The sequence below is a fragment of the Paenibacillus sp. M2 genome (genome assembly GCF_046713495.1).
Classification (GTDB): Bacteria; Bacillota; Bacilli; order Paenibacillales; family Paenibacillaceae; genus Paenibacillus; species Paenibacillus amylolyticus_B.
The window spans coordinates 3,266,718-3,284,897 of sequence record NZ_CP169648.1 but is presented as its reverse complement, the minus strand read 5'-3'; the positions used below and the strand labels follow the sequence as shown (position 1 = coordinate 3,284,897).

The following is an 18,180-nucleotide window of genomic DNA, read 5'->3' as shown; positions in this document are numbered from 1 at the left end:
ATGGCTTGTTCTTTTTATAGGAGAACTTTAATGGCTCAACTGATTCAGATTCAGAGAATCTGATAGGATTAGGCAAAACTTTGATAGAAATGTGGTACAGATTGGTTCATTCAATATGACATAATAATGTGTATATAGATCACCGTACAGGTGACAATAATAAACACTAGAAAGGATTTGAACATGATATGGAATATACAAAACTTGGTAACACAGGCGTGGACGTATCTCGATTTTGCCTGGGATGTATGGGATTTGGGGACGCCAGTAAATGGGTTCATGAATGGGTACTGAATGAAGAAAACTCTCGCCCCGTTATCAAAAAAGCGCTGGATTTAGGTATTAATTTCTTCGATACAGCTAATGTATACTCTCTGGGTACAAGTGAGGAATACCTTGGTCGGGCGTTAAAAGATTATGCAAATCGGGATGAGGTTGTCATTGCAACCAAAGTACACGGACAAATGCATAAAGGACCCAACGGTTCAGGGCTTTCCAGAAAAGCCATCCTGAGTGAGATTGATAAAAGCCTGAAACGATTGGAAACCGATTATGTGGATCTCTATATCATTCATCGTTGGGACTACAATACGCCTATTGAAGAAACCATGGAAGCCTTACATGATGTGGTGAAGTCCGGTAAAGTTAGATATATTGGGGCTTCAGCCATGTTCGCTTGGCAGTTCCAAAAAGCATTACATGTAGCAGAGAAAAATGGTTGGACCAAGTTTGTCTCCATGCAAAACCACTTGAATCTCATCTACCGTGAAGAGGAACGAGAAATGTTGCCTTTATGCAAGGAAGAGAAGATTGGTGTAACTCCCTACAGTCCCCTAGCTTCAGGCAGGTTAACCCGTGACTGGTCCGTATCAACACTTCGATCCGAGACAGACAAAGTTCAGAAATCCAAGTACAATGCGACTAGCGATGCGGATCGGCTTGTTGTTGAACGAGTTGCATCCATTGCAGAAAAATACGGTGTCCCTCGCACTCACATTGCACTTGCGTGGTTGCTGCAAAAAGACACTGTAGTAGCACCAATTATCGGTGCCACCAAAATATCGCATCTGGAAGATGCGGTAGGTGCTCTTTCTGTTAAGTTGACCTCAGAAGACGTCTCATTCCTTGAAGAGCCCTATATACCTCACCCTGTTGTAGGTGCTCAATAATCGTTTTTGCTTAAAATATAGAAGACCTCCTCTTTCCACATCCGGAAGTTGGGGTCTTCTTTTTATATCGCGATTTATTTGCGCCAGAATGTTGAACATTCTGCCTTATCCTTTATATTAAACTCAATCATTCTCTCAAGTAACGAAAAATCAATCTCCTGTTTCCACTTCATCCGCACCAACTCTTTGGTGTGATCATAACCCGCCTGTGTGATCTCTTCCGAAAAACGAATAATTCCTGCCTTCTCGGGAGCAACAGCCAAATGTTGCTTGGATACACTAAAGCCAATGATAAAGGTATCATGGTCAGTAAACATCGGTTGATTCCAGGCTATTTTTTGCTTTAAATTCGGGAATTTTTCAGTAATCCAGTTCAAAACTTCTTCCGTTCGTGCCTGGTGTTCCGGGTTATCGATGCGTGCTATAAATTCTGCAAAGGTCTCCATTGGTTTCCCCCATATCATAAAATATACTAATTAATTTGCCCTATTCAAACTCATTCTATCATGAATATCAAATTCAAAACCCCTTATCTGCCCGATAACTCAACAAAAAATGAGCAGCCTGCTAGACTTTAAATGTTTTCCTTTATCCAAGAACGCAACTGATCAGCATAGAAAGCACGTTCATCAGGATCGGATTGAGAACCATTTGACAGATAAAGTTGATCATTCACGTATCTAGGGTAAACATGCAGATGATAATGCCACACGTCTTGATTGCCAGCAGGTTCATTATGTTGCCGTGTCGAAATCCCATCACATCCATATGTACTTTTCATTGCAAATGCTGTAAGCTGAGCCGCGTGGTGAATTTCAACAGCGTAATCCGCAGGGAGTTCAAAGATGTTCTCGAAATGTTGATTCGGAACAATAAGAACATGTCCTTTATTGTTTGGCCACCATTTGCCTGCTATAAATGCCGTTACCTTTTCATTCTGATAGATGATATCCCTTTGTTTTGTTCCCTGATCAGGTCGCTCAATACCCCAAATACGACAAAATGGACATTCGTACCCTTCAGGCTGATGTGAAAATGATACTGTCATCTTTCTCATCCCACTCCTTTCATATTTTTCCAACTAGTTATTGGACGCAGGTATCTTCTGTTCGTTGCGATAAGAGTGCTGGTTGTAGAACGATCAGCAATTAACAAACTGAAAAGCAAAAAGCAGCTGACCTTGGCGGCAGCTGCTTTCTTCTATCTTTAACTATCACTATTGCAAAGTTCACACTTACATGGTGCTGATATCAATAACAAAGCGATATTTCACGTCGGAAGCCAATACACGTTTGTATGCTTCGTCAATCTGGTCTGCGGAGATGACCTCAATGTTAGGTGCAATATCATGTTCTGCACAGAAATCAAGCATTTCCTGCGTCTCACGAATACCACCAATCATGGAACCTGCGAATGAACGGCGATGACCGATCAGAGAAAATACGTTTACGGCTAATGGTTCTGCAGGAGCACCAACGTTCACGAGTGTACCATCCAGTGTGAGCAGTGAGAAATAAGCGTTAATGTCAATATTCGCACTTACCGTGTTAATCATCAGATCAAAGGTACCTGCAAGTTTCTCGAATGTTTCCGGTTCACTTGTGGCAAAGTAGTGTTCTGCGCCAAATTGCAGTCCATCTTCTTTTTTGCTCAAGGATTGGGAAAGAACGGTTACTTCGGCACCCATCGCATGTGCAATTTTGACAGCCATATGACCAAGACCACCCATACCTACAACGGCAACTTTCTTACCCGGGCCAGCTCCCCAATGATGAAGTGGTGAATATGTCGTAATACCGGCACACAGTAAAGGTGCAGCTGCATCAAGTGCAATGTTATCAGGGATGCGAACGACGAAATCCTCTACGACAACAATATGAGTTGAATATCCACCTTGCGTAGGCTCACCGTATTTGTCTACTCCAGCGTAAGTTTGAATATTTCCTTTGAGACAGTATTGCTCTTCACCTTTGCGGCAGTTAACACATTCACCACAAGAGTCGACCATACATCCGACTCCTACGCGGTCACCAACCTTATATTTGGAAACTCCGCTTCCTACATCAGTTACGATCCCGGCAATTTCGTGGCCAGGAACGAGTGGATAATTCACTGGACCCCATTCACCGTGGGCAGTATGGATGTCAGAATGGCAAATACCGGCATATTTAATCTCGATTAATACATCATTGGTATCCAGATTACGTCGTTTAATTTCAGCACTTCTGAATTGTTGGTCTGGTCCGTCAACGGCTCTGGCTTTAGCTATAATCAATGGGATAACCTCCTAGTAATTTAAAGTTCAAAATAATCTTACCCCCTCTAGTTAACTCTAGGTCAAATGTTTATCTTATTTTTTATCTCCAACGTACTTTGACATCCAGTAATCCAACATGTTAGAATTCACTCGGATCAATCCTAGAGTTAACTCGAAGTCTACCCCTAGTAGAAAGGAATTCATTCTAAATGACCTATTCAATCGGTGAAGTTGCCAAAAAATTAGACCTTACAGTATATACATTGCGTTACTACGACAAGGAAGGACTCATGCCTTTTGTGGAACGTACCACTAGTGGAACACGTTTGTTCAAAGACTCCGACATTGACTTTCTAAAGATCATCCAATGTCTGAAGCTGACCGGCATGCCTATTAAAGACATTAAGGACTTTATTGAATGGTGCTCTGAAGGGGACTCCTCGCTGAAGCAAAGATATGACATGTTTACGGAGCGAAAAGCTATTGTGGAAGCACAAATGGAGGAACTAAGAAGAACCATGGAAGTCATCGAGCACAAACGCTCCTATTACGAAACAGCTTTGGAGGCTGGAACCGAAGAGATTCATAAAATTAAACCGATGGAAAATGCCATCACCAATTGATGGTTCATGCTTTCTATTTTCTAAAATTAGCGCACAAAAAAAGTAGTTTGAATTCCTCTAACGGATTTCAAACTACTTTTTTGGGTACGTCTCTACTCATCTTTTCTCCAAAAGTTTCATTGATACATTAATAATGCGATTTAATTTTTCCTTATCCGTCGAGGTTCTTGCCATGGCTCTGATGCCGACAGAAATATTGTGCAGGTACTCTGCCATTTCCTTCGCATCATGATCAGAAGAGAATTCTCCTTCCCGCTGCCCCCATTGAATAATTTGCTCGAACATTCGCTCAGTTTCGTTAAACGATTCAAGAGACCGGTTGTCCACTTCCTCATCACGCGCGCCTAGCTCCACAGCCGAGTTCACGATCAAACAACCCGATGGTGTCTCCTCTGCTTCACTGATCATAACATCGAAAATTTTATGCAGTGCTTCCACTGCCGTCTTGGATGCCTTGATTTCTGCAAGTAATGTGGCGCTGACCTTACCTCTGTAACGATCGATTGCCTGCAAGAACAGCGAATGTTTGTCGTCAAATGTATCATATATACTCCTGCGATGAATTCCCATATGCTCAACCAGGTCACTCATCGACGTTTTCTCGTAACCTTGTTCCCAGAAGATCTTCATTGCTTTATCCAATACTTCGTTCACTTCAAACTCTTTACTTCTAGCCATTCAACTTCCCTCCCAAAATCAATCTAACACATCGGGAACGATCAGTAAATAAAAGATGCAGATACCCTTTTCATTCTCATCTGATCATGTATTAGCTGAACCATAAGTGTATATCTTCTGTACTTGTTGTATATCATGACCTGTGTAATTGTGAATATGCAACCAGCACTCAGCATGTCTTATCCATTCACATCAAATGTTTGCCTATTCCTATCCGTTTTCTACCGCCTTCGGTCAATATACGATAGAATGTGATTATTATGTTGTGAGGAAAAAAGGAGAACTTTGCATGTCTGATCAAATACACGAACAACAACAAAACGAATTAGCCACACTCATTGACCGTTATTCTGACAAGGACGGGGTGCATTCTACTGCCATTCCCTCATTATTTTTAATCCGCGAATCCGTTGTCACTGAACCTATATTTAGAGTGAATGAACCATCCTTCTGCATTATCGTTCAGGGTGAGAAAGAAGTCCTACTGGGACAAGATCGTTTCCGGTATGGTCCAGGAAGTTATATCGTGGCAACCGTTGACTTGCCGGTTAGTGGACAAGTGATTCAAGCCTCGTCTGAGGCTCCCTATCTGGCCCTGAAACTTGAATTCACATCCAGTGAGATTCTGGAGGTATTGAACCATTCCGATTTCCCAGCAAGACCGCGAAAAACAACGAGACGTGCGATGTTTGTCAGCCAAGCTGAGCCGTCTCTGCTGGATGCGGTCGTCAGGTTAGCCCGTTTGTTGGAAGATCATTCGGAAGATATCCCACTACTCTCTCCTTTGTTCAAAAAGGAAATTCTCTATAAAGTTCTGAAGGGCCCACATGGGATTGCCCTGGAACAAGCTACCATGGAGGGCAGCCACACCTATCGAATCAGAGACGTTATTGAATATATTATGAATCATTCTGAGCAAAATTTTCGGGTTGAGGAATTGGCGGATTTGGCAAATATGAGTACTGCCTCGCTGCACAGACACTTTAAAGAAGTGACTGCCATGAGTCCGATTCAGTTTCAAAAACAACTTAGGCTGCAAGAAGCCCGCCGCTTGTTATTATCCAAGTCCAACGATGCAGCAGATGTAGCATTTCAGGTAGGTTACGAGAGCCCTTCCCAATTCAGTCGTGAATATTCTCGCATGTTTGGATTCCCACCCAGAGAAGACATTAAACGCCTGCGAGGTAAAACCGATGAGACGACTACCATCTCTTGACTGGTTACTGGCTAGTATCGTTCCTTTACCTCGCCTAGTTTAACCTCAAAAAGGACTCCTTCTGTTTTGTCAGTCGGAGTCCTTCCCTATGCAAGGATTAATGAAGATCATTAAATCGTTAAATTATTAATACATTAAAAACCAGTCGTATATTGTTTTGGAACGTCCGTTGTCTTGCGCAAAGCAGACGCAGCTTCCAAGGCCCAGTAAGGATTTCTTAACAGACCTCTTCCAACCGCAACGAGATCAGCTTCTTCATTTCCGATGACTGCATTCGCCAACGTAGGATCATCGAGTCTTCCAACAGCAATCACGGGTACATCAAGAGCTTCTTTGATTGCTTTAGCCAGAGGTACTTGATACGCCGCGTGAGTCCCTGGTCTGCCCCATGCAGCAATAGGTCCCTCGCCACCAGATGAGATGTCAAATACGTCAACACCTGCCTCTTTATAAGCCTTGGCAAACTCGGAACTTTCGTTAATGCCATAGCCATCTTCTACATATTCTTTAGCTGAAATACGCATCATCAAAGGCATATCTTTCGGCATCTCTGCCTTTGCAGCCTGAATGATCTCCCGGCCGAATAACGTTAAATCTTGGCCATATTCGTCTTCTCGCTTGTTTGTAAGTGGAGAATGGAACTGATGAATCAGATATCCATGTGCACCATGAAGCTCAATCGCATCAAAACCAGCTTTCACAGCACGCGCTACTGCACTACGGAATTTCTCAACCATTCCTTTTACTTCGTCCGTTGTGAGCGCTCTTGGTTGCTTGGACTTCTCATCAAAGGCGATCGCGGAAGGTGCTACTGGAACCTCAGCATCTTCTGCTTTGCGGCCCGCATGCGCAATCTGTATAGCGACCTTGGCACCATAACTGTGACACGCATCTACGATCCGCTTCAGAGCTGGGATCTGTTCATCTGACCATAACCCAAGATCAAAGTCTGAAATGCGGCCATCCGGCTCCACATCTGTCATTTCAATGATAATGAGACCTGTTCCTCCCACAGCACGACTAACGTAGTGCATGTAATGCCAATCGGTTGCTATACCATCTTTTTGCTCAACTGAATATTGGCACATTGGAGCCATTACGACACGGTTTTTAAGCTCTAGGCTTTTAAAAGAATATGGACTAAACAAATCTGTCATCAAAATAAAATCCCCCTTTTCATAAATCATGTATAATAAAAATGCATGCGCAAGCATCGAAATAATACCTGCAATTAATAACTCCGTATGATTTAGAACTCACATTTATCTTTTACTTCATCACATAAAGACATTCAAATCCATGCTTTCGCAAAATACGGACAGCCTTTTTGGATTGAAGCATACCAGGTGACATTATAATTACGTTATCTTCTCGAAGAAGGTATTTTTCCCATGTGAAAGCAAGGCGTCCCAATGAGATATTAATCGTATCCGGAGTAGGATTAGCCATATAATCCGTCGCATCTCGAATATCAATCACTTTATACTGCCGAAAATCACGCTCATATCTGAGAAATACTTCATAATCTATATATTCAAGATTGTGCAGTGGCCAAAATTGACGTACAACGATGAAGATACCTAATATGAAGGTCAAAAGCATCAACATAATCATTGTATAGCCCTCTCTTAATTCATCAGATATCGTCGAAAATTTTGTTTTGGATCAAAGTCTACTCAGTGCCTCCTTTATACAAAATCACCGCATCCACATTAAATTCATGCGCATGCATTTAATTTAAAGGATATATTAATGAGTGTCAAGTCTTCTTATAGGGTAAATGACTACATTACCCTATATTCACCCTAGTCTTAGAACAATTCTTTAGTGAGGTTCTCTAATCGAGTCTCAAATCCATCCTGTTCCAATTCAGTTTGCAAGACCTGATTAAACGTTTGGAGTGCTTTCTTGTATTTATTCTCTCCAAGCTCCGTAATACGAGTATAAATGCCACGACGGTCATCTTCACATGCATGTCTTTCCAGAGCCCCACAGTCTTTGGCTTCCATCCTGACGACGAGCCTGGAAGTAGCACTTTGGCTCAACCCCACCAGATCTTGAAGTTGCTGTAGGCGTAATTCCTTACCCTCCGCATTATATATGAAGTTTAACACATAAAATTCCTTCAAAGATAAGTCATATTGTTGAAGCAGAGCTTGTTCCAGCTTCTCGTTCAGATGGGTATGAATGTTAGAGAAAGCCAACCAAACATTCAAACGTTCACTCTTTTGCTGCAATCTGGATCACCCCACTTGATATTTAATGTTCATCAGCTGTTATCCTATTGTATCAAGCTTAATTACATTGGTCAAAATCCATCCAAGATCGACGTATATAACATTCTAATCTCTTAAGGAGAGCATTTCCCCGTCTTGTAACGACGTTTGGAAATGCTCCAGTATTACCATTTATGCAGTAATCTTACTTCGCGGTAAGCAGGCTATCGGAAATAAATTGCAGCTGACCTTCCAACGTTAACGGATCGTTGTACGAGTCTGAAGTCGGATCAAGCTGGAACACATGACTTGCCTTCGCAGCAGGCAAGTTCTTCCATAATGTATTGTCATATACGATCTTGGGATCGGTTTTATCTCCCGACCACGGGCTGGTAAAGATGATATCACCTGCATACTCCGGTAATAGTTCCATGGAGATTGAAGCCCATCCAGTTCCGCTGTCAATCGCTTCAGCTTGGGCCTTGGCTGGTGCCTTGAGGTCAAACTCCCCGTAAATAATTTCACCGCCTCGACCATAGTTATGACCAAATACAAATAATCCTTTGGCATATGGATTCAGTATGGAAACGGTACGATCTCCTACAGTTTCCTGAACCTTGGGCTTCAGTTCGTTGATCTTCGCTTCCCATTTAGCAATCCAAGTTTTAGCAGCGTCTTCTCTATTGGTGAGCTTACCCATTTCAATCATTAGATCCTTGAAATTGCGCTTACCATAAGCAATCTGTACAACAGGCGCAATCTGCTCCAGCTTGTCGATACCCTCTGTTCCAGTGTACACGATAAATAAGTCAGGTTTTAAACTGATTAGCTTCTCTGGCGTAGGCTCTTCACCCAGATCACTGGTGCCCGCTGCTGCAAGTTGGTCCTTGATATATTTGTTATTCATCGCTCCTGATAAGGCGCCGACTACCGGTGCATCCAGGGCAACAAAGTAGCCTGTCGAAAATGATGTCAAATCAATAATGCGCTTAGGATTCTTCGGTACCTGTACTTCACCTGCATCCGATTGATATGTAACAAGTTCCTCTTCGGCACTTGCCGTTGATTCAGCGGAAGAAGCTAAATCCGAGTTCGTCTTGGTTTCTGTCTCCGCAGCTGCATTCGTGCTGTCCCCGGTTGTACTATTGGTCGTGGCAGACTGACCACATGCACTAAGTACAATCAGCAAGATAAGCGCCATCATGATCCATATAGATTTTATCTGTTTACGCAAAATAAACCCACCTTTTCATTGATATTGATAATCGTTATCAACGATAACATGCTATGCAGGATTTGACAAGTTATGTTTATTTCCCTCTCTCTATGAACTCTAACTTGCAAGTCACCAACTTAAACAGCTATCATCAATAGAGTAGACAAGTCACTTTTATTAAAAAGAGAGTTTTGAAAAGCCAATGAAATGTATTCAAGGAGGAAAACATGGAAGAGATCATATTGTGGTTAAAGTATTTGTTTTTAGGTATTGTTCAAGGTGCAACGGAGCCGATTCCCGTCTCCTCAAGCGGTCATCTGATCATCGCCCAGAGGCTCATGGGTATCAAGCAGAATGGATTGTCATTTGAGATTTTAACTAACACGGCATCACTTATCGCTATTATTTTTATTTTCCGGCAAGATATCAAAAAGTTGATTATTGGTGCACTCGGTTACCTGCGTACTCGTAAAGAAGAATATCGAGCAGACTTCATGTTTTGCTTATACATAATTATTGGTACGATCCCTGCTGCTGTCGTTGCAGTCCTGTTCAAGGACCGGATTGAAGAAATTTTCTCATCCGTATATACCGTTTCCATCGCGCTATTGATCACTGGAGTTGCCTTATGGTTGATTCGTAATCTTCGTGGTCGCAAGCAAGACGGTGATCTGTCTACAAAAGATGCATTGTTGGTAGGTCTGGCTCAGGCGGTCGCTCTTATTCCGGGGATTAGCCGCTCAGGGGCAACTGTAATTGCGTCCATCGCTGTCGGCATGAAACAGGAAACAGCTTTGAAGTTCTCCTTTATGCTGTACATTCCCATAAGTATTGGTGGACTCATCATGGGGGTATCCGACATTGCCAATGATCCGAATCGATCACAGCTGGCTATCCCTTATCTGATCGCATTCATCACGACGCTCTTCGTCACCTATTTCTCCATGAGATGGTTTATGGGCATTATGGCCAAAGGCAACCTGAAATACTTTTCGTATTACTGTTTTGCCGCAGGTACATTGTTGCTGATTTTCTTATAAAAAATTAAACACACCAAAAGGAACAACCAGCGATGGTTGTTCCTTTGTTGTATAGTGGCAGAGCCTTAATGACCTATAGCAAGAGCTATACGGTCAGGCGCGTAGCCTTGTTGCTTCTGTTAACCAGCTCTGTAGCCGCGAACATGACACTGAACAGAATCAGCAGGATCAGGGGTACCATTGACATTCCCCATTGGCTGGCTATGAGTCCCATACCTAACGGGATGAGTGTTGAACCCGTATAGGCACTGGCCATTTCAAGTCCAATTACACTTGGGGATGCCTTCTCACCGAAGCGTTCCGGTGTCGCATGAACAATGCTCGGATAGATCGGTGCTCCGCCCAATCCCACGATAAATAAAGCCCCTGCAGCAATCCAGTAAGGAATCGGCATAACCAGGATAACTAATCCGAAGCATCCAACGATTCCACCATATCTGATGAGATTTTTGCTGGATACATGAGTCGAAAGAAAACCTGAAATTACGCGTCCCAAGATAATGCCAATGAAAAAAAGGGAGGATAGTGCTGCGGCAGTACCTGGAGAAACTCCTTTGCTAACAATGAAGAAAGAAGCCATCCACAGACCGGCAGCAGTTTCGGAACCGTTGTAACAGAGCATCGCAAGCATCGACATTTTCACGCCGGGGATACGTATGGCCTCACGGTTACTTACGCGTTTCTTCTCATCACCTGAACCCTCTACTCTGCCCTTCTCAAAAATCTTCCATAGAGACAAAGTTGATAATAAAATCACCGCGATCCCAAGCAAAATCAACCCCACAGTAACGTATCCTGCACGCCAGTTGTTTGCTTGATTCAGCCAATATGCCATAACGAGTGGGCCTGTCACTGCCCCAATTCCCCAGAAACAATGCAACCAGTTCATATGCTTGGCCTTGAAATGTAATGCTACATAATTACTTAGTGCCGCATCCACTGAACCTGCACCTAAGCCGAGAGGGATCGCCAGAATCAGTAAAAACACAAAATTCTCAGAGAATGAGAATCCCAACAGCGCAATCGTTGTTGAGAGGATACTGAATAATGTGACTTTACCCGTTCCGAATCGGTGTAACAATCGGCTGGCGGACAGACTGGACACTACTGTACTAAATGAAATGATTAGCGATATGTAACCAGCCATTTCTGTTGTCGCATGTATATCGTTTTTCATAACGGACCAGGCACTGCCAAGTAAAGCATCCGGTAATCCCAGCCCTATAAATGCGAGATAAATAATGATTAACAATAACGTGACCATCCGGGTGTCTCTCCTCAGTTTGTTTAATTTCTGATTCTCGTCGAACCACCCATATAATAATATTGATATTTCTATCTGTAATCTTCCTATATTTTGACTCCTTATATCAGTATTCTGATATATTCTTGTTATTATCCTATGTAATTGCATGGTTCCCGCTGGTGAAAACACATAAGGTTCCCCTGGTTTGGCGAATAACAATGAACGGAACATATTGGGATCAAGCACATCCAGATCAAGGTGAATTGCCAGGTGTTTGATGCCGTTTTCTGTAATCCACTTCTTAATCGAATCCATGCCATCGGTTAATTCTGCAGTTCCAGCCGTTCGGATACCCAATCTTTGAATTACTTCGGTTTCCTGTTCCGTGGGGGTTGTCAACCCGGCCATGAAGACATGTTCGGGCTTCAAGGGGACACTCACATGTTTGGCAAACTCCGGATCGCCTTCCCCAAGAAGGTTCTCAAGCGCGGTAAAGTATGACCTTTGTCATAGCCCTCGTATCTAACCAAATCACCATGGGCATCAATCCATATCAAACCAAGTTCTCCGCCATATCGTTCATTTAAATAAGCAAACGGGGCTTGTTCAACCAAACAGTCACCGCCAAACATGACAACGTATTGTTTGTTGAGGCATCATAAATCTCCTTTACTTCAAAGTAAGGTTAGTATAAACTGAGCCCAAACAAATAAATAGTACGGTCTTTTATGATAGGTACTACCCGGAAGGATAGTGTAAATGATGAGTATGACTGAATACCACGGTAAAGTTAAAAATATTCAAGATACCCCTTTTGGATATACGTTGTCTGTCATTGGTGGAAAATGGAAAATGGTGATTATGTATCTACTGGCTGAGAACCAGCCTGTCCGCTTCAATGAACTTAAAAGACAGATCGGCGCCATCACGTATAAAACACTGAGTTCACAACTCAAAGAATTAGAAGCAGATGGTATGGTCGAACGGAAAGAATATCCCCAAGTCCCTCCTAAAGTCGAGTACCGTCTGACAGCCAAAGCTGAAACGTTATTGCCCGTTTTGGAAGGACTATGCGAATGGGGTGTCCAACATCAAGAACCTTCATTGATCAATAGTAACGCAACGGATTGAACGCTTTTGTCTATATTTTCAGATGAGATAATTGGAGTAAATGGAGTATGTTAAAATGCAAAAAGTCGCCAATCGGCGACTTTTTTACTTTTATCTTGTGTTTCTCTGTCTGTTCAGCAAATAAAAGCTCTAATTCGTAGAATTATACTTTTTCGTGTACCAGATCTTTCTGGTAGGCCAACACTCTGTCCCAATTGCCACTGAAAACAGGAATTCGATAATACCCTACACGCTCATACAGCGCTGCAGCTTCTGGTTGCAAGGGACCTGTTTGCAGTTTCAGATTGGTATAACCAAGTTCGTTCGCAAGACGCTCTGCCTCGGCCAATATAGCCTGGGCAATCCCTTTACGGCGGTAACCACTGCGTGTATACATGCGTTTAACTTCTACAGATGTTTCATCAAGGGGTCTAAGTGCTCCGCAACCAACCGGATACCCGTCGATCCTGGCAACGATAAAGGCTGCACGTGGCACCTCAACGTCTGAGAGTTGAAATCCCGCAGTTCCATCACCGCCATATAACAAACCGAGTTCTTCACTCAGTTCCTTGATCAATAACAGCGAATCCTCGCTCCGAATATCTTCAGCTGCTGCATGCACGATATGTGTCATCCCACATACCCCCTTTATCTTATTGGACTTATTGGTTTAAATGATATATCTAAATTATCATTCCCAACTGCAAGCGTCAATTCCCCCATTCATTTAATATTTCTATAAGTGCACCCTATAAATATCCGAACGTATCTTATTGCCGTCTTTATTCGTTTACATAAGAAATATAACAAGCAATGATGTATATGAATTTCAACTCTCGGAGGTCTGATATTATGGAAATTTCAAAGGGAATAACGATGCTTCAGCTTGATTTTGAGAGGAATATAATTCACCCTGTTCTGATATGGGATGAAGAAATGGTTGTGTTAATTGATACCGGCTTCCCCGGACAATATGACGATTTGCGTATCGCACTCGAAAAGATTGGTGTGCCGATCAGCCAACTTAAAGCAGTGATTTTGACGCATCAGGATGTGGACCATATAGGCTGTCTTCCCGAGATTTTGAAAGAGTGTGGCTCACAAGTCAAGATATATGCGCATGAGCTGGATAAGCCATATATTGAGGGACAGCTCCCTCTTCTCAAAGACGGTCACCTTGAGCATCCTCCAAAGGGAAAAGTAAATGAAACGGTGACTGATGGTCAGGAACTGCCGTTTTGTGGTGGAATTCGCGTTATTCATACACCTGGTCATACGCCAGGTCATATCAGTCTATATTTGACGGGCAGCAAGACGCTCATCGCCGGAGATTCAATGTACAGTGTAGACGGCAGGCTTGGAGGCATTCATGAACCTACTACACTGGATATCGAAACGGCTCGTTGCTCCTTAAAGAAGTATATGGAACTCGACATTTCATCTGTGGTTTGTTATCACGGTGGACTAACTCATAGGAATGTAAAGGAACAGATCTCAGAACTTTCTCAAGGTTTATAAATATTGAAATTGCTGATCCGCAAATGGTTACTATCTAAACCCAGTAACCATTCTTAGTCTTAACATAGTCTTCCTATGGTTTGGCATACTGCAAAATGGCTGTAGCCGCACGAATTCGCACCTCTTCTTCTTCACTGTGTAACGCTTCTCTCAGCACCTGGAGAGCTGTCTGAATCGTCGCTTCATCTACCCCTGTTGAGAGAGAGTTCGTTGCTTCGGCTGTTATACTGACTGCAAGACCTCGATCCAGCTGTGCTTGTGATATGGGATACTCAAACTTCGCAAGGATGGCTGAATCATTTTGCAGTGCTTGCACTTTGTCATTCAGCTCAGCACGAGGAATACGACCCAACAATGTCACTCCGCGACGATGACAGATCAAGTCGTTTTCTGAGCCAGCGGAATCGTCGTAATAATAATCCCCGATATCTCCAACATACGTCCATTCATCATCGCTAATTAATACATAATCTCCATCCTGCATGAGGTTAGCAAACATATGTAGTGTCGCGAGTGTGGTCGCCAATTCTGCTTCATCCAAGCTATAGTGTTGAACCAACTGTTCCTTCCATAGCTCCGGGGGCGTTTCCTCCAGATCCCCTGTACCTGACCAAGCGATTCCAATATAATTGTCTTTCAAAAAGGATGTTACTCTGTTGATTCCATGCACGGTCGACTGGATATGATACAGATTCATGCGTACCGCCTTCCTTTCAATCATTCGTATGAACTTAGTTAACCATTGTAACATTAGTGATATCTATTTCAAACGTAATGACTTCTTCAAGTTCATACTTCATGCTGAACATACTTTCTGATATAGCCCCAGGCTATAACTAGGTATAATTTAATGGAATTACATTATAACTCCGGATCTGTGATAAATTTTGTGTAACATAAAAGCAGAGGGGTTTTAAACGATGACAAAGAGTAGTGTATTGGGATATCCGCGTATTGGTGCTGATCGGGAATGGAAGAAAGCGTTGGAAGTGTTCTGGGCAGGCAAGCTGGAAGAATCAGAATTTCACGCACGTTTGCAAGAGATCCGTATCGATCATTTGCGCAAGCAACAAGCGAAAGGCATCGACATCATTCCGGTGAATGACTTTAGCTATTATGATCATATCCTGGATACGGCTGTGATGTTTGGCATTATTCCTAAACGTTTTGCTTATGATGGTGGTTCCGTTCCGTTGTCCGTATATTATGGCATTGCCCGAGGAACAAAAGATGCCGCAGCAAGCGAAATGACAAAATGGTTCAACACCAACTATCACTACATAGTACCTGAACTGGACGGGGCTTCCCCAACTCTGACGGAGAACAAACCACTTCTCGCTTATCGTGAAGCAAAAGAAAAACTCGGCATTGAAGGCAAACCGGTAATCGTTGGACCGTTAACCTTCCTGAAGCTCTCCAAAGGCTATGATAAATCCGAGACAGACGCTTGGCTGGACCGCTTGCTGCCACTTTACACTCAATTGCTTCAAGAACTTGCAAGCGAAGGCGTTCAGTGGGTGCAGGTCGACGAGCCTATTCTGGTAACCAAATTAAACGATGAAGACGTACAGCGTCTGAATAAAATATATAAAGCATTTGCCGCAGCCGTTCCAGGCCTGAATATCATGCTGCAAACGTACTTTGAATCTGTCGAAAACTACAACGATATTGTTGCACTGCCAGTTCAAGGTGTAGGACTTGATTTTGTACACGGACTCTCTGGTAACACACAATCTATTCGGACTTCCGGTTTCCCAGCAGACAAAGTGCTCGGTGCAGGTATTATTGATGGACGTGGGATCTGGAAAGCTTCCCTTCAAGGAAAACTAAAATTGCTGAATGAACTGACTGAGTTCGTGACGCCTGAACGTATCATCGTGCAATCATCCTGCAGCCTGCTGCATGTGCCAGTAACGACAGAACGGGAGGCAAAACTTACAACCGAACTGAAGAATGCTCTGGCATTTGCAGATGAAAAGCTGGATGAGGTTGTTCTTTTGACTACAGCCTTATCTTCACCAAGTGCAGAGATTACCGCTAAAATTAACGAAGCAGAGCTTCCTCTTCTGGCGCTTCAGCAATCCGAAGATCGGAACCGTACCGCTGTACAGAAAGCCGTTTCTTCCATCAGTGTTCAACAGCCAGAGCGCTCCCGTCCTTTTGCAGAGCGTCATGAAGCCCAACAGGCCAAATGGCAATTACCACTCTTCCCGACAACAACGATTGGTAGTTTCCCGCAATCTGCTGAAGTCAGAAAAGCACGTCAATTATGGCGTAAGGGCGAGTTGAACAACGAACAGTATGCTGCCTTCATCCGGGAGCAGATTGATATCTGGATTAAGATTCAGGAAGAGATCGGAATTGACGTACTGGTGCATGGTGAGTTTGAGCGTACCGACATGGTTGAATTCTTTGGCGAGAAACTTGCCGGTTTTGCCTTTACACAGTTCGGCTGGGTACAATCGTATGGTTCACGTTGTGTGAAGCCACCTATTATCTTCGGCGATGTTGCATTTACGGGTGCAATGACGGTGGAAGAAACGAAATATGCCCAATCGCAGACTGAGCGTCCTGTCAAAGGCATGTTGACTGGCCCGATTACCATCATGAACTGGTCATTCGTACGCGAAGACATTGCTCGTGAGCAGATTGCCTATCAATTGGCGTATGCGTTGAGACAGGAAGTCGAGGCACTTGAACAGGCAGGTATTGGCATGATCCAGGTTGACGAGCCGGCTGTTCGTGAAGGGCTTCCGCTGAAAGAAAATGAACAAGCCGATTACCTGGCTTGGGCAGTCAAAGCGTTCCGTATCTCCACGTGCACGGTGCATGAAACGACTCAAATCCATACGCATATGTGCTATTGCGAATTCCATGACATGATTGATTCCATTGAAGCTATGGATGCGGATGTTATCTCCATTGAGACATCCCGTAGTCACGGTGAACTGATTCATAGCTTTGAAGAAAATACGTATGAGCTCGGTATCGGTCTTGGCGTATATGACATCCACAGCCCACGAGTTCCGAGTGTAGATGAAATGAGCAGCATGATTGAACGTGCCCTGCGTGTTCTTGATCCGAAGCTGTTCTGGATTAACCCGGACTGCGGATTGAAAACCCGTGGACAGGAAGAAACGGTTGCTTCCCTGCGTAACATGGTTGACGCAACCAGAATCGCTCGTAACAATCACGCTTCAGCTGCTGTATTGTAATCGGCTGCGAAGCAGCATAACTTCAAAATTAAAGCCGGACACCCCCTTGTTAAATGGGTGTTCGGCTTTTTATCTGGTTACTTTTTGTAGGTAATTTTAACGTAAATTCATTTCACTTGTAACATGGCAATCTCTGGCGTTCCTTCCCCTTTTCTCACCATCCAACGCTTACACCTAAATACTCTCTTCCAACCATTGTTGCAATGGTATATCTTCTGTCAGTTCACCGAGCAGTATGTGACGGAACTCCCCATCCCTATCAATGACCATTGTTGCGGGCAAACCTGTAATACGATACATGCCTGATATGTTGCCTGTCACATCAATGATCACCGGAAAATCAAACGCCTGCTTATCCATAAACTCACGGATCGTTCCCTTCGATTCCCCCACGTTAACAAACAGGGTTTCCACGTCGTTCTGATAGTCTTGAGCGATCTGGTGAACGAGCGGCATCTCCCTTACACAGGGCGTGCACCATGAAGCCCAAAAGTTAATCATGACGGCTTTGCCCCGATAATCGGATAGCTTGATTTGTTCGCCTGCTGAATTAACCGCTGTGAACTCAGGGGCTTTTGCACCTGCTTGAATAGAGATGCCACGCCCAGATTCGGGTGTCGACACATTTTCGAAAATGGCCCATGTACCTGCTAACAATGCGATCATACCAATCAAA

General features: G+C 43.4%; 19 protein-coding genes and 1 pseudogene. 7 read left to right on the top strand and 13 right to left on the bottom strand.

Annotated features, from left to right (window positions below; genetic code table 11):
• The first annotated feature begins 188 nt into the window (after positions 1 to 188).
• Positions 189 to 1,169 (top strand): aldo/keto reductase, encoded by a 981-nt coding sequence (locus ACETMN_RS15030; RefSeq protein WP_091016374.1) that lies wholly within the window; start codon positions 189 to 191, stop codon positions 1,167 to 1,169.
• Positions 1,170 to 1,243: 74 nt separating this feature from the next.
• Here the strand turns inward: ACETMN_RS15030 and ACETMN_RS15025 are convergent, their stop codons facing one another.
• The 3 genes from ACETMN_RS15025 to ACETMN_RS15015 all read right to left on the bottom strand — a co-directional run bounded on the left by ACETMN_RS15025 (position 1,244) and on the right by ACETMN_RS15015 (position 3,444).
• Positions 1,244 to 1,615, bottom strand: coding sequence for an iron chaperone (locus tag ACETMN_RS15025; protein ID WP_091016376.1), 372 nt, complete (start codon positions 1,613 to 1,615; stop codon positions 1,244 to 1,246).
• Between the two features lie 128 nt (positions 1,616 to 1,743).
• The gene (locus ACETMN_RS15020; RefSeq protein WP_411736297.1) at positions 1,744 to 2,250 is read right to left on the bottom strand and encodes an HIT family protein; all 507 of its coding nucleotides are present in this window, start codon (positions 2,248 to 2,250) and stop codon (positions 1,744 to 1,746) included.
• Between the two features lie 153 nt (positions 2,251 to 2,403).
• Complete coding sequence (locus ACETMN_RS15015) at positions 2,404 to 3,444, bottom strand: NAD(P)-dependent alcohol dehydrogenase (RefSeq protein ID WP_210108109.1); 1,041 nt, start codon at positions 3,442 to 3,444, stop codon at positions 2,404 to 2,406.
• 191 nt (positions 3,445 to 3,635) lie between these two features.
• On the opposite strand from ACETMN_RS15015, the gene ACETMN_RS15010 reads away from it, so the two are divergent.
• Positions 3,636 to 4,049 carry a MerR family transcriptional regulator gene (locus ACETMN_RS15010; protein ID WP_017688550.1) on the top strand — a complete coding sequence of 138 codons (414 nt, stop codon included), beginning with the start codon at positions 3,636 to 3,638 and terminating at the stop codon, positions 4,047 to 4,049.
• A 96-nt stretch (positions 4,050 to 4,145) separates the two neighbouring features.
• Here the strand turns inward: ACETMN_RS15010 and ACETMN_RS15005 are convergent, their stop codons facing one another.
• Complete coding sequence (locus ACETMN_RS15005; protein WP_091016381.1) at positions 4,146 to 4,727, bottom strand: TetR/AcrR family transcriptional regulator; 582 nt, start codon at positions 4,725 to 4,727, stop codon at positions 4,146 to 4,148.
• A 289-nt stretch (positions 4,728 to 5,016) separates the two neighbouring features.
• Here ACETMN_RS15005 and ACETMN_RS15000 point away from each other — a divergent pair, with 289 nt between their 5' ends.
• Entirely contained in the window at positions 5,017 to 5,943 is a 927-nt protein-coding gene (locus tag ACETMN_RS15000; protein ID WP_091016382.1) for an AraC family transcriptional regulator, read from the top strand.
• Positions 5,944 to 6,077: 134 nt separating this feature from the next.
• On the opposite strand, the gene ACETMN_RS14995 is transcribed toward ACETMN_RS15000, so the two are convergent.
• The 4 genes from ACETMN_RS14995 to ACETMN_RS14980 all read right to left on the bottom strand — a co-directional run bounded on the left by ACETMN_RS14995 (position 6,078) and on the right by ACETMN_RS14980 (position 9,393).
• On the bottom strand, positions 6,078 to 7,100 hold the full coding sequence (locus ACETMN_RS14995) for an NADH:flavin oxidoreductase/NADH oxidase (protein WP_091016384.1): 1,023 nt from the start codon (positions 7,098 to 7,100) through the stop codon (positions 6,078 to 6,080).
• 112 nt (positions 7,101 to 7,212) lie between these two features.
• Positions 7,213 to 7,557: a rhodanese-like domain-containing protein gene (locus ACETMN_RS14990; RefSeq protein ID WP_091016386.1), complete on the bottom strand. Its 345-nt coding sequence runs from the start codon at positions 7,555 to 7,557 to the stop codon at positions 7,213 to 7,215.
• Positions 7,558 to 7,754: 197 nt separating this feature from the next.
• Positions 7,755 to 8,180, bottom strand: a complete 426-nt coding sequence (locus ACETMN_RS14985; protein ID WP_091016387.1) for a MarR family winged helix-turn-helix transcriptional regulator — start codon at positions 8,178 to 8,180, stop codon at positions 7,755 to 7,757.
• Between the two features lie 184 nt (positions 8,181 to 8,364).
• Positions 8,365 to 9,393, bottom strand: coding sequence for an ABC transporter substrate-binding protein (locus ACETMN_RS14980; RefSeq protein ID WP_091016389.1), 1,029 nt, complete (start codon positions 9,391 to 9,393; stop codon positions 8,365 to 8,367).
• Between the two features lie 209 nt (positions 9,394 to 9,602).
• On the opposite strand from ACETMN_RS14980, the gene ACETMN_RS14975 reads away from it, so the two are divergent.
• Positions 9,603 to 10,415: an undecaprenyl-diphosphate phosphatase gene (locus ACETMN_RS14975; protein ID WP_091016392.1), complete on the top strand. Its 813-nt coding sequence runs from the start codon at positions 9,603 to 9,605 to the stop codon at positions 10,413 to 10,415.
• Between the two features lie 85 nt (positions 10,416 to 10,500).
• Here the strand turns inward: ACETMN_RS14975 and ACETMN_RS14970 are convergent, their stop codons facing one another.
• Positions 10,501 to 11,679: an MFS transporter gene (locus ACETMN_RS14970; protein WP_179198519.1), complete on the bottom strand. Its 1,179-nt coding sequence runs from the start codon at positions 11,677 to 11,679 to the stop codon at positions 10,501 to 10,503.
• A 102-nt stretch (positions 11,680 to 11,781) separates the two neighbouring features.
• Positions 11,782 to 12,299 (bottom strand): annotated as a pseudogene (locus ACETMN_RS14965) (arginase family protein); the annotation flags it as partial.
• A 124-nt stretch (positions 12,300 to 12,423) separates the two neighbouring features.
• On the opposite strand from ACETMN_RS14965, the gene ACETMN_RS14960 reads away from it, so the two are divergent.
• Positions 12,424 to 12,792, top strand: coding sequence for a winged helix-turn-helix transcriptional regulator (locus ACETMN_RS14960; RefSeq protein WP_091017691.1), 369 nt, complete (start codon positions 12,424 to 12,426; stop codon positions 12,790 to 12,792).
• 142 nt (positions 12,793 to 12,934) lie between these two features.
• Here ACETMN_RS14960 and ACETMN_RS14955 read toward each other — a convergent pair whose 3' ends face one another.
• Entirely contained in the window at positions 12,935 to 13,405 is a 471-nt protein-coding gene (locus ACETMN_RS14955; RefSeq protein ID WP_091016394.1) for a GNAT family N-acetyltransferase, read from the bottom strand.
• A 218-nt stretch (positions 13,406 to 13,623) separates the two neighbouring features.
• Here ACETMN_RS14955 and ACETMN_RS14950 point away from each other — a divergent pair, with 218 nt between their 5' ends.
• Complete coding sequence (locus tag ACETMN_RS14950; protein WP_091016395.1) at positions 13,624 to 14,289, top strand: MBL fold metallo-hydrolase; 666 nt, start codon at positions 13,624 to 13,626, stop codon at positions 14,287 to 14,289.
• Between the two features lie 73 nt (positions 14,290 to 14,362).
• Here ACETMN_RS14950 and ACETMN_RS14945 read toward each other — a convergent pair whose 3' ends face one another.
• Complete coding sequence (locus tag ACETMN_RS14945; protein ID WP_411736296.1) at positions 14,363 to 14,986, bottom strand: hypothetical protein; 624 nt, start codon at positions 14,984 to 14,986, stop codon at positions 14,363 to 14,365.
• Between the two features lie 223 nt (positions 14,987 to 15,209).
• On the opposite strand from ACETMN_RS14945, the gene metE reads away from it, so the two are divergent.
• The gene (gene metE / locus ACETMN_RS14940) at positions 15,210 to 17,504 is read left to right on the top strand and encodes a 5-methyltetrahydropteroyltriglutamate--homocysteine S-methyltransferase (protein ID WP_411736295.1); all 2,295 of its coding nucleotides are present in this window, start codon (positions 15,210 to 15,212) and stop codon (positions 17,502 to 17,504) included.
• Positions 17,505 to 17,678: 174 nt separating this feature from the next.
• On the opposite strand, the gene ACETMN_RS14935 is transcribed toward metE, so the two are convergent.
• Positions 17,679 to 18,170, bottom strand: coding sequence for a TlpA family protein disulfide reductase (locus ACETMN_RS14935; RefSeq protein ID WP_411736294.1), 492 nt, complete (start codon positions 18,168 to 18,170; stop codon positions 17,679 to 17,681).
• Between the last annotated feature and the right edge of the window lie 10 nt (positions 18,171 to 18,180).